This window comes from Nostoc sp. EspVER01 (genome assembly GCF_034530635.1).
In the GTDB taxonomy this organism is placed as follows: Bacteria; Cyanobacteriota; Cyanobacteriia; order Cyanobacteriales; family Nostocaceae; genus Nostoc.
Window position 1 is genome coordinate 18300 of sequence record NZ_JAVRCS010000005.1, and the last position, 13218, is coordinate 31517.

13 protein-coding genes are annotated in these 13218 nt (G+C 40.4%); 9 read left to right on the forward strand and 4 right to left on the reverse strand.

Annotated features, from left to right (window positions below; translation table 11 throughout):
• Positions 1–92 precede the first annotated feature (92 nt).
• The 5 genes from RMX69_RS06020 to RMX69_RS06040 all read left to right on the forward strand — a co-directional run bounded on the left by RMX69_RS06020 (position 93) and on the right by RMX69_RS06040 (position 6653).
• Positions 93–2069, forward strand: coding sequence for a DNA cytosine methyltransferase (locus tag RMX69_RS06020; protein WP_322636820.1), 1977 nt, complete (start codon positions 93–95; stop codon positions 2067–2069).
• Between the two features lie 7 nt (positions 2070–2076).
• The gene (locus RMX69_RS06025) at positions 2077–3387 is read left to right on the forward strand and encodes a hypothetical protein (RefSeq protein WP_322636821.1); all 1311 of its coding nucleotides are present in this window, start codon (positions 2077–2079) and stop codon (positions 3385–3387) included.
• A 240-nt stretch (positions 3388–3627) separates the two neighbouring features.
• Positions 3628–5658 (forward strand): FAD-dependent oxidoreductase, encoded by a 2031-nt coding sequence (locus tag RMX69_RS06030; RefSeq protein WP_322636822.1) that lies wholly within the window; start codon positions 3628–3630, stop codon positions 5656–5658.
• A 318-nt stretch (positions 5659–5976) separates the two neighbouring features.
• Positions 5977–6303 (forward strand): ATP-dependent Clp protease adapter ClpS, encoded by a 327-nt coding sequence (clpS, locus tag RMX69_RS06035; RefSeq protein WP_094348337.1) that lies wholly within the window; start codon positions 5977–5979, stop codon positions 6301–6303.
• A gap of 5 nt (positions 6304–6308) precedes the next feature.
• Complete coding sequence (locus tag RMX69_RS06040) at positions 6309–6653, forward strand: DUF2103 domain-containing protein (RefSeq protein WP_289798576.1); 345 nt, start codon at positions 6309–6311, stop codon at positions 6651–6653.
• A 29-nt stretch (positions 6654–6682) separates the two neighbouring features.
• Here RMX69_RS06040 and RMX69_RS06045 read toward each other — a convergent pair whose 3' ends face one another.
• From RMX69_RS06045 to RMX69_RS06055, 3 genes are all read right to left on the reverse strand, one after another.
• Positions 6683–7003, reverse strand: coding sequence for a hypothetical protein (locus RMX69_RS06045; RefSeq protein ID WP_094348335.1), 321 nt, complete (start codon positions 7001–7003; stop codon positions 6683–6685).
• Positions 7004–7780: 777 nt separating this feature from the next.
• Positions 7781–8209: a hypothetical protein gene (locus tag RMX69_RS06050; RefSeq protein WP_322636828.1), complete on the reverse strand. Its 429-nt coding sequence runs from the start codon at positions 8207–8209 to the stop codon at positions 7781–7783.
• On the reverse strand, positions 8206–9060 hold the full coding sequence (locus tag RMX69_RS06055) for an FAD-binding domain-containing protein (RefSeq protein WP_322636830.1): 855 nt from the start codon (positions 9058–9060) through the stop codon (positions 8206–8208). Before RMX69_RS06055 ends, RMX69_RS06050 begins: the two co-directional genes overlap by 4 nt.
• Positions 9061–9164: 104 nt before the next feature.
• Between RMX69_RS06055 and bcp the strand changes: the two genes are divergently transcribed.
• From bcp to RMX69_RS06075, 4 genes are all read left to right on the forward strand, one after another.
• Positions 9165–9644 (forward strand): thioredoxin-dependent thiol peroxidase, encoded by a 480-nt coding sequence (bcp, locus tag RMX69_RS06060; protein ID WP_322636998.1) that lies wholly within the window; start codon positions 9165–9167, stop codon positions 9642–9644.
• 70 nt (positions 9645–9714) lie between these two features.
• Entirely contained in the window at positions 9715–10371 is a 657-nt protein-coding gene (locus tag RMX69_RS06065; protein ID WP_322636832.1) for a restriction endonuclease subunit R, read from the forward strand.
• Positions 10372–10446: 75 nt separating this feature from the next.
• Positions 10447–11073: a restriction endonuclease subunit R gene (locus tag RMX69_RS06070; protein WP_322636834.1), complete on the forward strand. Its 627-nt coding sequence runs from the start codon at positions 10447–10449 to the stop codon at positions 11071–11073.
• Positions 11074–11078: 5 nt separating this feature from the next.
• Positions 11079–12236, forward strand: coding sequence for an IscS subfamily cysteine desulfurase (locus tag RMX69_RS06075; RefSeq protein ID WP_322636836.1), 1158 nt, complete (start codon positions 11079–11081; stop codon positions 12234–12236).
• Positions 12237–12261: 25 nt separating this feature from the next.
• Here the strand turns inward: RMX69_RS06075 and RMX69_RS06080 are convergent, their stop codons facing one another.
• Positions 12262–13212, reverse strand: coding sequence for a 1-aminocyclopropane-1-carboxylate deaminase/D-cysteine desulfhydrase (locus tag RMX69_RS06080; protein ID WP_322636838.1), 951 nt, complete (start codon positions 13210–13212; stop codon positions 12262–12264).
• Positions 13213–13218: the final 6 nt, after the last annotated feature.

Genomic DNA, 13218 nt, shown 5'->3' on the forward strand with positions numbered 1-13218 from the left:
GAATACACTACTCTAATCCTTAATCTTCTAGTCCTTTTCCTTTATTAAAGTGTATTTTACACAACCGACAAACGTTATATTTAGGTTACGCAATGCGACAGTTATCTCTTTCTTTAGATTTGTCTAGCTCCGAGCCAATTAATACAACTTGGTTCCAAGATATTTTAACCATTCTTAGAGTCAGCCAAGAACCAGCATGGACTGACAATTTTGGTAAATCTCTCCGCCAATGGTTGATGCAACAGGGGCTTACTCCCATTAAAACACTCAGCTTATTTTCTGGTGGTGGTGGATTAGACATTGCATTTCATGATGCTGGCTTTGAAATCATTCAAATGGTAGAGCTTGAAGCTAAATATGTTCAGACTTTACAAAGGAATTCTTTACCAGAGAAATGGCTAGAAGGGTCTGAAGCTGTCTGCATTGATATTAAAGATTATTTACCTGAATTTCATTTGACAATAGATTTTATTATTGGCGGCCCTCCTTGTCAAACTTTTTCTGCTGCCGGACGTAGAGCTGCTGGAGTCTCTGGAACAACTGATGCTAGAGGTACACTATTTCAAGAATATGTTCGTATTCTCAATATACTTAAGCCGAAAGGATTCTTATTTGAAAATGTATATGGAATAACTGGTGCCAATGGAGGAAAAGCTTGGCAAGAAATTCAAAAAGCTTTTAGAGAAGTTGGCTATAATATTTATTTTCGGATTCTTGATGCCGCTGATTATGGAGTACCGCAACATCGAGAACGCTTATTTATTGTTGGATTAAAAGAAGGCGAATATTTATTTCCCTATCCTACTCATGGACCAGATTCTCTAAATAAAAATTCTTATTATTCAGCAGGAGAAGCTGTAGAAGGAGCTGATATTTCAGAAATGGAAACAGGTATAGGCGGACGTTTTGGACATCTACTCGAACATATTCCACCTGGACTCAACTATAGTTTTTATACAAAAGAGATGGGTTATCCTAACCCAATATTTAGCTGGAGATCAAAGTTCTCAGATTTTCTGTACAAAGCAGATCCAAAAAATCCAGTACGAACAATTAAAGCAAAAGGAGGACAATACACCGGGCCTTTCAGTTGGGAAAATCGTAAGTTTTCAATTGCAGAGCTAAAGAGATTACAGACTATTCCTGATGAATATGAACTTATTGGAAATAGGCAAGTTTCTATTGAACAAATTGGAAATTCAGTGCCTCCTCAACTTGGTCGAATATTGGCTCTTAGTATTCTAGAACAAGTAATTAAATTTAAATTACCTTTTCCTATAACTTACTTACCTGAAAAGAAAAAACTAGGTTTTCGCCAGCGTAAAAGAAAGTTAACCGAAATTTACTCTCAAAAGGCTAAATCTGCAATTTTAGATTTGCATAAAACAGGAAATTTTTTATCTATACCTCGTTTTAAATATGAAGACAAAGGAAAAATGATCAGATTTTTATCTGCTGATTTTTCTTGGACAACAGAAGAAACTTATGAAGGTGTAAAAATTTATATATCCTACAATTTGAATGATTCATGCTGGCTGTTCACAGCAGATATTAATGATAAATGCGAAGAAGAAGATCAATTCGTGATAGATATTAATCCGTCTTGCGGTCATGATGAATGGGTTCTGGGAACGTGTTCAGTTAAGCTTTGTGCTAAAGCTCTTGATACACAGTTATATACATCTCTTTGGAAAGCTTTTGAAGAAAAGTTAACTGAAGCTACAGGAAAAGCGGATTTAGTTCAGTTATCTGGATATTATCAATACAATGCCCGAATTAGTGGAATAATAACTTTTCATCCTCAGTTGAAAGTTAAACCACTTTGGCGTGTAATCCAATGTGTGACAAGGTGTATTGGTACTGCTACTCAACTTTCAGCTACAGAGCTTGCAGACCGATGGGGCGTGAAAGCAGAGGATGTCTTCTCTTATCTTCAGTCTATGCGAACTATGGGCTACGAAGTTAGAAATCACAACACAAATCCACAAATTCCCAAAGGTGAGTATTTGATTCCTTACGCCTTTCCTACACTAAACCCTAAAAGCGTGCAACTTCGCAAAAGTCTATAAACAGATCATGAATGAGATACACCTGAGAGTCTATACAAACAGAAGTGAGTTGGTTTTACCTGATGGAACAATCCAATACTTTCAAGAAGGAGGAATGAGTCAAGCTGCAAAGATACGGTACAAGAAAATAGCAGTAGAACTATCTACAGGTTACTTAGAAAGACAAATTTTATTTTGTAGAGATTATTCATCGAATCTTGATTTATTGACATTGAACCAAGCACATAAATATCTTTTAGATAGACTTGTACAGTCAGTGACTAGCGAAGTTGGTAGAGCATTAGTGGGTTTATCAATTCTACAGTTGTGCGTTAAGGCAATTGAGCCAGAGCAGAGTATTAGGCTACACAAAGGGAGTACGGCTATAAGAGACTTTTCTTGGTGTGATGGTATCTCTATGCGTTCTCTTGATAAGCAATATATTACACCTGTATTACGAAAATATGAACTTCTAAGATTGAATGCGGATGGTTTCATGATGACACGCAGTTTAGCAGAAAATTACCCGTATTCATTTGTATATAAAGCCAACATGAGAGGCGCATGTTCTGAGTGGGTAAGTCTTGTTGAGGTAATTGAGAAAGACGAAGTAGTTTCTGAAGTAGCACTGCGCTATCTTCTTTCGCAACTACTCAATCAAGCAGATAACTTTAGAAGATTAGCTTTACAAACTATTGAAAATCTGACTTTATTTCTCGGAGCAACAGTTGTTAATAAAGGCATTTCATTAAGTCTCATACTGCGTCACATTAATCAATCTGATTATGCGGCTCGTTTAATGGAGATAGCTATGCATAGCTTAATGCAGGCTATGCAAGAACACCAAGTTTTTCACAGCAGTTTGCTAAAACCACTTTCACAAATGCGTTCAGCCAATAAAAAGCATGGCAATGTTGGTGATATTGAACTTTTAGAGGATAGGCAAATTGTGGAAGCTTGGGATGCCAAGTATGGTAAGTCATACTTGCGAGATGAAATTGAGGAATTATCAGAAAAACTCGAAGTACATCCCAGCGTTAGAAAAGCTGGTTTCGTTACAAGTCTTGAAACTGAACGAATTGATGAACTGATGCCTAGATGTAATGAAATTGAAGAAATATTTGGGATATCCCTTGAAATAGTTACTTTTAAAGAATGGGTAGAGCTACAGTTCGCTCGTACATTGGCGGATGAGGCTGCAACCGAGCAAGAACTTGCTTCTACTTGGCTCATAGCTTACACAGAATCTTTAGCACAGCGACGTAGGGACATTGCTCCAATTGATGAGCCATGTTATCAATGGCTGCTTAAACTAAACGAGACTCTGAGAATTGAATAGCTGAATGCTGCTCATATTCAAGATTTGGCTCAAATGAGGAATTCAACAAGTTACTCACACTTAATTATCTTAAGACTTTTACCTAATCGAGTATGCGATTCGCATCAAAAGCTTCAATCTAGGCTATACGCTATGGCCTGTAGGTTTCCCCTCTGTCTCCTGAAAAATTACTTGAGTTAGACATTTCCTAAATGCTAACGTCTACAAGGTGACACAGGATTTGGAGCGGTTTTTTTAACTATGAAGCATAGACACAAAGTAGCTTTTAGCTTAACATCGTTGATCGGTCTTAATTTAATCTCTAGCTTAGTCGCGTTTAATCAGGCCATCGCCACACCACCGAGAACCCCAGACAAAAGTGTAAATTGCGAGATTTTAGTTGTGGGTGGTGGACTTTCTGGTGTAGCTACAGCTTACGAGGGCTTGCTAGCAGGACGAACAGTTTGTCTCACAGAAATTACTGACTGGTTGGGAGGACAAATTTCTGCTCAAGGGACATCTGCATTAGATGAACGACCAACCCAACGTTCCCAACAATTTTATTCTCGCGGTTATCTGGAATTGCGAAACCGCATTCAGCGTAAATACGGTGAGCTTAACCCTGGTGACTGTTGGGTAAGTGACTCGTGTTTTCTTCCCCGCGATGCTCACACCATTTTGACCCAGATGCTCAAAGATGCCGAAAAGAAAGGCAAAGGAAAGTTGCAATGGTTTCCCAACACGGTAATTAAAGATTTAGAAATCGCTGCTGATGGCAAAATAATTAATGGTGCGATCGCAATTCAATCTCAACCACCAAAAGGCGCACCACCTCTCAATACTTTTACGTTATCTCAAAGTATTGAAGATGCCTATCGCTACGAAAACTCATCTCGGTTGACTAAAACTATTGTCCGTTTCATCCCCAAGGCAGCAAAAGAGGATGCTGCTAAATGGTATGTCATAGACGCTAGCGAAACTGGAGAAATTATTGCCCTTGCTGATGTTCCCTACCGATTAGGTATTGATGCCCGTTCTTACCTAGAACCTTCTGCCTCCAGTGCTAATAATGACCCCTATTGTCCTCAAGGCTTTACCTACACCTTTGCAATGGAGGCCACTAAGGAACCGCAACCGCAGACAATGCCTGCATTTTATCCACAATATGCGCCATATTTCAGCTATGAATTGAAGCGACTGGCTAACTTTGATTTAGTTTTTACCTATCGTCGCATTTGGAGTCCAAAGAAAGGGAAAGCAGAAAAATTTGGCGGTGTAAGTTTTACTGCGGCTACACCAGGTGATATCTCCATGCAAAACTGGACTTGGGGTAACGACTACCGCCCCGGAACAGCCCAGGATAACCTAATTTATACTCGGCAACAGTTACAAGGTACTGGACAGTTAGAACCAGGGGGTTGGATGGGAGGACTGCGGACAGAAGCCCTCCGCAAGGCTGAGGAAAATGCCTTATCTTTTTATTACTGGTTGGTAGCTGGGACTACGGATTCTCAACTAGGGGATGGTGTAAAGCAGCCGCAAACTAATAACCGCTTTGTTTCCGGTTTAAATTCACCAATGGGGACAGCGCATGGTTTATCAAAATATCCCTATATGCGAGAAGGACGACGGATTATTGGCCGCCCTAGTTGGGGACAAACCGGAGGTTTTGGTATCTGGGAAATTGATATTTCCCGCCGAGATTATAATGACGAGTATTACTCCAAGACTCTGCCAGCAGATATGTATCGTCGCCTACGAGCAGCAGTTGCAGGTTTAGAAGCAGTATCAGTAATTGAGGGTAAAGTTCCACCAGAGAAAGCAATGCGACGGACTCGTTCTACCATCTTCCCCGATGCTGTGGGTATTGGTCACTACGCCATAGATTTCCATCCTTGCATGGTGAATAGTCCCCCAGAAGCCCCTGGTAACACAGAACGTCCAGGCGAAAGACGTGGTGCAGGTCTTGCTTATCCCTTCCAAATTGCTTTGAGAGCGATGATTCCCCAGAAAATTGATAATTTGCTCGTAGGTGGCAAAAGTATTGCAACTAGTCATATTGCCGCTGCTGCCTATCGGGTACATTCCTTTGAATGGTCGGCTGGCGCAGCTGCGGGAACTATTGCTAGTTTTGCACTCAAAAATGCGATCGCACCTTACCAACTAGTTGATGATTTACCTAAACAAGAGCCACAACTAGAAGCACTCAAACGGCTTTTGCAACAAAATGGCAACCCTACCGCCTTCCCAGATACATCTATTTTTAACGAAAACTGGGATAATTGGAAATAGGGCATTGGGCATTAGGGATTGGGCATTGAATTCTTCGTAATACAAAATACCTAACTCCTAATATCAAGTTTGGGTGGTTATTTGTAATAAAATCTATCAATGTAGGTTGGGTTGAATGGCAGTGAAACCCAAAATGAACACAGATTAAATGTTGAGTTTCGTTCTTTAACCCAACCTACAAATATTACAAGTGTTTAACCAAACTTGATATAACTCCTAACTCCTAACTCCTAACTTCCCAGTCCCCAATCTCCAAACAATGAACTAAACTAATTACTTGTAGTGTAGTTTTGTAAAATTATCTTGACCAATTGTTTTATGGTTATGACACTTTCAGCAGATGTTTACGGGATGTCCACAGCACCAACTATAGCTCCTGAACGGTCTAATCAAGTTATCCGTAAGACTTATCCGAATTACAAAGTGATTGTATTAAACGATGATTTTAATACATTCCAACACGTGTCTGAATGTTTGATGAAATATATTCCAGGGATGAGTGGCGATCGCGCGTGGGATCTGACTAATCAGGTACACTATGAAGGTCAAGCGATCGTCTGGGTCGGGCCCCAAGAACCTGCGGAACTCTATCACCAGCAGCTGCGCCGAGCAGGTTTGACAATGGCACCTCTAGAAGCAGCTTAATTATTATGGGCAAACCCTCCGTAGATCCTCTCCGCACGGCTTCTCTACGAGACGCTACGCGAACACAAAAAGCTGCCAGACTGGTTTGGAATCACTCAACACACCTTTCTGGTCTTATCCCCATTTTAGAACGTCTTTGTCAGCAAGATGGCATCCAAACTGTGACGCCGGGAGTGATTGGGCGATCGAAGGGTCATTGTCCAAAAATGCAACTACGCGTCTCAGTACCCATTCGCGGCGGCTATAAAGTCATTGCACGGCAGGGGAAAACGGTACAAGAGGTCTTTATTTTAACGACTTTACCCCAAGATCAACTAGAAGCTGCATTAGCGATCGCTATGAGATGTTAATCGCATACTCCATGCCCAATCCCCAATCACTATTCCTCAACCCGATGTACTGCAAATTTATGTAGCGGCAGACTAACGATGCAAGAAAAAGTTAAGAAATATGACAGAGCCGTAGTTATTTTCAAAGTCATGACTACAGATTCCCAGCCAGGTAAAACTATTTTTTCGATGCCAAAAGCTACACAGTAAACTAGCCAGTAACTAAAGCTCATTCTAAACAGAATTCGCTCTGTTTCTTCCATCTCATTTGTTTGCTGCTTACTATTCCACAATAACAACAGTCCAATAATGCAAGCGACAAAGGAAACAGCAACTACAGATTCGTGACAAAATATATTTAACGAATGCATTTGTGTTTATTCCCACATTTTTTCAGTTGAAACTCAGTCTAAAGGAATATTCCTTGCAGAGATACAAATTATTTACAAACCTCAATAGATTTAATACTGCTGAGTGAAAAATCTCACTTGCAACTCAGCACTTGTAACTCGATTAACCTGCAAGACTAGTTGCCAAAATTGAAGCGTTTGCAACAATTGCTCTTTCATGTATAAGAAAGGTTTAAGTATTTCCAAGAAATGTATAAGCAAGTGTTGGAAAGGCTTAATACTTTGCAACAATTACTCTTTGATGTATAAGAAAGGTTTAAATGATTGCAGCAATTGTTGTAATTAACTTATAAGTTAATCTTACTTAAAAAATCAATCAAAATCTTTTAAGTAAAATTAACCGCCCTCATCCCCTAACCCCTTCTCTCAATTTGGGAGAAGGGCTATGGTGTACACACAAGTTATGGAATCACTACCAGTCTTTGAATTACCCCACCCTAACCCTCCCCGTATGTATTGGGGAGGGAACTAGATTTTCTTGTTTCCCCCCTTGGAAAGGCTACGGTGTATACACAAGTCGAAAAAAGCTTGATTTTCCATTGTTTTTTCGTTTATCTCGTTCCCATGCTCTGCATGGGAATGCCTGATTTAGAGGCTCTGCCTCCTGTCAGACATTGAGTCAAAGACTCAATGAATGCGTTCCCAGGCTCCGCCTGGGAACGAGGAAAGTCCTATCAAGCTAGGTTTTTAGGGTAATTTGACTTGTGTGTACACCGTAGCCCAATTTATAAGAGGAATTTAGGGCGAAGGCTTTTGATAAACATAATTTTGAGCCACTTTCCAATAGCGCGAGAAACGTTTCAAGTCAATATAGCCGTCATAGTCAAAAAATGGTTCTACCTCTAACACTTCCACTGCTATAGAACGCTCCATTTGATTACAGATATCATCAAACCGGGGACTGGGACTATCGGCTGTGACAACTAAATTGGCATCATGTTCTTGAGCAAAAGCTAAAATTTCTTGTGCCACATTGCCACGGCGAATAACAACAGGTAACTCTAGCAAACATTCGTAAATGAAGGTGAGACGTTTAAGACTCAATTGCCATTCCTCTATCAAAGCCTCATCCCAAACCCAGATAGCTGGGGCATCGGGGTATTTTTGCAATGTGGGATTATATGGACTGAGACAATCTCCATGTACCCAAACAATTGGTTTATTCATTTTTTACCTTTCTTTCCACGCTGCCAACTTTGGCTATTAGGTTGTTTACTAAATTCCCCTTTAGGAAAAAGTCGCTGTTCTAATTCTTCATAACTGCCTTCAAAATCACAATGACCGTAAAGGGGACATTTCTGGCAATAAACGCCTTTGGTGTAGCGTTCTAAATTTTCACGGTTGAAAAAATACGGTTTATGACTAAACGTGCTAGCAACCCACTGCCATGACATATTATTACTAGCAGGATCTCCATCTAAAAGGTGTTCAAGAAACCATTTGGCTCCTGCTTGCCAACGAATACGCCGCCAATGGACAACATAAGCCGCTAGCCACATTCGCGCGTGGTTATGTAAATAACCAGTTTCTCTCAAATCACGGCTAAAACTGTCGATGCAAACTCTGTCGGTGCTTCCTTCTCTCACATCTTGCGGCAATTCGGGTGCATATTCAGCCACAGTGTAACCAGTTTTGTACTCTTCCTGGTCTTTCCAGATTTCATCCCCCAACTTTATATACAACCGTTGCCAATAGTCGCGCCAGCCTAATTCGTTAATTAGTTTTGTAGCATCATCTTGGTGCTGTACTTGGTTGAGGATATAATCTCGAATTTCTCGCAAACTCAAAACGCCATAGCGGATGTAAGGCGAAAGTCGCGTGACTGCGCCTGTGAAGAAATTACGTGTTTGGGCATAGCGAAGGGGATCGATTTTTTGCAGCGCTGTTTGTGCCGCTTTGCGTCCCCCCAGAGTTTCGCTGATGTGGCGATCGCGTTGTGCTGCACCTGGAAATTGTTCACGCAGGTAGGCTACCAACTCATCGCGGTTGGTAAATTCGCGTTGCATATCTTTAGTCATTGTCAGCAAATAGGAATGGGTGCGTAGGCATAGCTCAATCTATGTACAATTGTAAAGCGATATCTACGATGGGCTACGCCTACACAATCTCTCACACCCTCATCATGAGCAACATTCCCCAAGTCGGACAACCAGCGCCAGATTTCTCCACCCCTGACCAAAATGGCAATTCGGTCACTCTCGACGACCTCAGCAGTCAGTGGGTTGTCCTCTACTTCTACCCTAAAGATGACACACCGGGCTGTACCACCGAAGCGAAAGATTTCACCGAGTTGTATCAAGACTTCAGCAAACTGGGAGCGAAAATCTTAGGCGTAAGTCCCGATTCAGGTAAGTCCCATTGTAAATTTATCAGCAAACATAACTTGTCAATCACCCTTTTAAGTGACCCAGAACATATTTTGACAGAAGCTTACGGTGCTTGGCGATTGAAAAAATTTATGGGCAAAGAATATATGGGTGTTGCTCGGTCAACCTTTCTAATTTCACCTGATAAAATCATTGTATATACTTGGCCTAATGTGAAAACCAAAGGTCATGCTCAGGCAGTTTTAACTAAATTACAGGAATTAGCAGCTACGTAACGCGGCTGGATGCTAGAAACTGCGTGACAATTAAAGTCAGGAATTAGACTTTTTGCAAGTTGAAATAAATATGATTCAAGTCATCCAAGCCCAAAATGTTACTTTTGCCTATTTAAAGAAAAAATTTGCTCTCTATAAATCTGAAGATGAGCAATTTTTTACAGAGTGGTTTGACTATATCCCTGAAGTCTCCGAATTAGAAAAGCAATATTTAGACAGAGTTAAAAATAACTATCTTAACGTTCTTGAAAATGCTCCTCTTTTAGAAGAAGCAGTAAAATTGGTAGTATTATCTCCGTTGTTAGATTTAGCTGGTTTTTATCGTCCTCCTTTTTATATTGCTACAGAAGAAAGTGTAGAAATTAGTGAAGATTTTATCATTGATGATGAAGTAACTACCGAAGATACTAAAGAAATTATTAAAGGTAAAATTGATGTCTTAGTTCTCCAAGATCAGCTATGGTTATTGATAATTGAATCTAAAAGGTCTAGTTTTTCCTTGGCAAAGGCGATTCCTCAAGCACTAACTCATATGTTGGCAAATCCTCAGCCTGATCATCCTACATATTCCTTAGTAATGAATGGAGAAGATTTTCAATTTATCAAGTTGATAAAACAAAATAAACCAATATATGCTTTATCTGATAGATTTACTTTATATAGACGCGAAAATGAATTATATAAAGTTTTGAATATATTAAAAAAGATAGGTCAACTTTTAAGTTAATTTTCTTTGCTATTTTTATCTAGATTAATACTAGGACAGTTTCGTAATAGTTATATTGCATCTTGTAAATAAATTATGGTTCAATTTATCCAAGCACAAAATATCGGGCTTGCCTATTTGGAAGAAAGATTTAGCCTAAAAGTAGCCGAAGATGAGGCATTCTTCACAGAATGGTTTGAAAATTTACCGGAAATTACAGATTTAGAAAAGCAAAATTTAGACAAAGTAAAACTTCATTTTCTCCGTTTAGTCAAGCGACCTCCTTTGTCAGAAGAAACGGTGAAATTAGTAGTTTTATCTCCTTTACTCAATTTAGCTGGATTTTATGATGAGCCTTTTTATATGAGAGGCGAGGAATCAATAGAAATTTCTACGGAAGATGAAGGAGAAATCATTAGAGGTAGAATTGATGTTTTAGTTATTCAAGAACAATTCTGGTTGTTAGTAATTGAATCTAAAAGGGCTAGTTTTTCTCTTTTAGAAGCCGTACCTCAAGCACTTGTTTATATGTTGGCTAATCCTAGTCAAGACAAACCTACTTTTGGATTAGTAACAAATGGTAGTCATTTCATTTTTATAAAACTGACTAAACAAAATATACCAAAGTATGCATTATCTGATGAATTTAGTCTGTTGAGGAGAAAAAATGAACTGTATCAAGTTCTAAGCGTATTAAAAAATTTGAGTCAAAGTTTGAGTTAATAATTATGTCGATTCGTCCTATCTACCTTGATTGTCACGCTACTACACCCGTAGATGAACGGGTACTGGCAGCAATGCTTCCCTACTTCACAGAGAAATTTGGCAACCCAGCAAGTATTAGTCATATTTATGGTTGGGAAGCAGAAGCCGCTGTGAGGCAAACGCGAGAAATTTTAGCAGCAGCAATCAACGCCACACCAGAAGAAATTGTGTTTACGAGTGGTGCAACAGAAGCAAATAATTTAGCTATAAAAGGTGTTGCCGAAGCTTATTTTAAAAAAGGTCAGCATATTATTACTGTTGCCACTGAACATAATGCAGTTATTGATCCTTGTAATTATTTAAAAAGTCTCGGTTTTGAAATTACTATTCTCCCTGTCCAAAAAGATGGATTGATTGATTTAACTGAGTTAAAAAAAGCTTTCCGTCCTGAGACAATTTTGGTATCGGTGATGGCTGCAAATAACGAAATTGGCGTATTACAGCCTTTGGCAGAAATTGGCGAAATGTGCCATGAACACGATATCATTTTCCATACCGATGCCGCCCAAGCTATTGGTAAAATTCCCTTAGATGTGCAAGCGATGAAAATTGACTTGATGTCGCTAACAGCACATAAAGTATATGGCCCCAAAGGTATTGGAGCGCTGTACGTCCGCAGACGCGATCCCAGAGTAAAACTAGCTCCCCAGCAACACGGCGGTGGACATGAGCGGGGGATGCGCTCTGGTACATTGTATACACCGCAAATCGTCGGCTTTGGGAAAGCTGTAGAAATCGCTTTGGCGGAACAAGAAACAGAAACCCAACGCCTCACCCAGTTAAGACAAAGATTGTGGGAACAGCTTTCGCAAGTTGAAGGAATTCATCTCAACGGACATCCGCAACAGCGATTGGCGGGAAACTTGAGTATCAGTGTTGAGGGAGTGGATGGTGCGGCACTTTTGTTAGGATTGCAGCCAGTAATGGCCATATCTTCTGGTTCTGCTTGCTCGTCGGCAAATACTGCACCTTCTCATGTTCTCACAGCATTGGGACATTCAGAAAAGCTAGCTTATGCCTCAGTGAGGTTTGGCATTGGACGCTTCAATACCCAAGAGGAGATTGATATTGTGGCGAAACATGCGATCGCTACCATTCAAAGTTTACAAAATAAACGGTAAGAACCCTAGCAGAGATGTAACATTGCTACGTCTCTGAGATTTTAGTAAACTTCTGAAAACGCTCCTCCATACCGGCATTGCCTTGTAAGCCGCCTGTGTGTACCAGCAACAAGCGATCGCCTTTACAAAAAAATCCCTGCTTTAGTAAATCCATCACTCCGTAAAACATTTTGGCAGTATATACGTAATCGAGAGGTACGCCATGTTCCTGTGTAAACTGCCGGCTGAATAGTAGTAACTCATCGTTCACTTTTGCATAGCCGCCGAAGTGATAATCACATACTAATTCCCAGGAAGCGGGAGAAGTATATGGTGCAGGTAAACCAGAGGTGAGGTAATTTGTCAATAAAGTTTCGATTTCTTGGGCAAGAAATGCCCCATTTTTCAATACGGGAAATGCGATCGCTCTTTGCGTTTGATCCAACGAAAGCGCAATCCCCGCCAGTGTGGTAGCCGTACCGCAAGCAACGCATATATGATTAAATGCAATCGCATCACCAATAATTATCTCTGTGCAGCCGCGCACACCATTTAAATTACTCCCGCCTTCGGGAATGATAAACACTTCGCCGAAACGTTGTTGCAGATATTCCTGTAATGCTGGTGTGTTGCGCTGTCGATACATCTCGCGGTTCAGGTACACAAGCTGCATACCCTGCTGTACAGCAAAACTCAGCGTTGGGTTTAATGGTAGCTTCTCCTCCCCACGAATTACGCCGATGGTGCGAAAACCGAAAAGATTACCAGCCGCCGCAGTTGCATAGATGTGATTGGAATAAGCACCGCCAAAGGTTAACAGCGTTGTGAAATTTTTCTCTCTGGCTTCTAAAAGGTTGTATTTCAGCTTGAACCACTTGTTGCCGTTAACCCACGGGTGCATCAAATCCAGGCGCAGCACATACATATCGACACCAGCGTGACGGGCGATTTCGCTGTTTATTTTTTGTATGGCAGGAGGAAAAAATATTAACGACATCCCTAA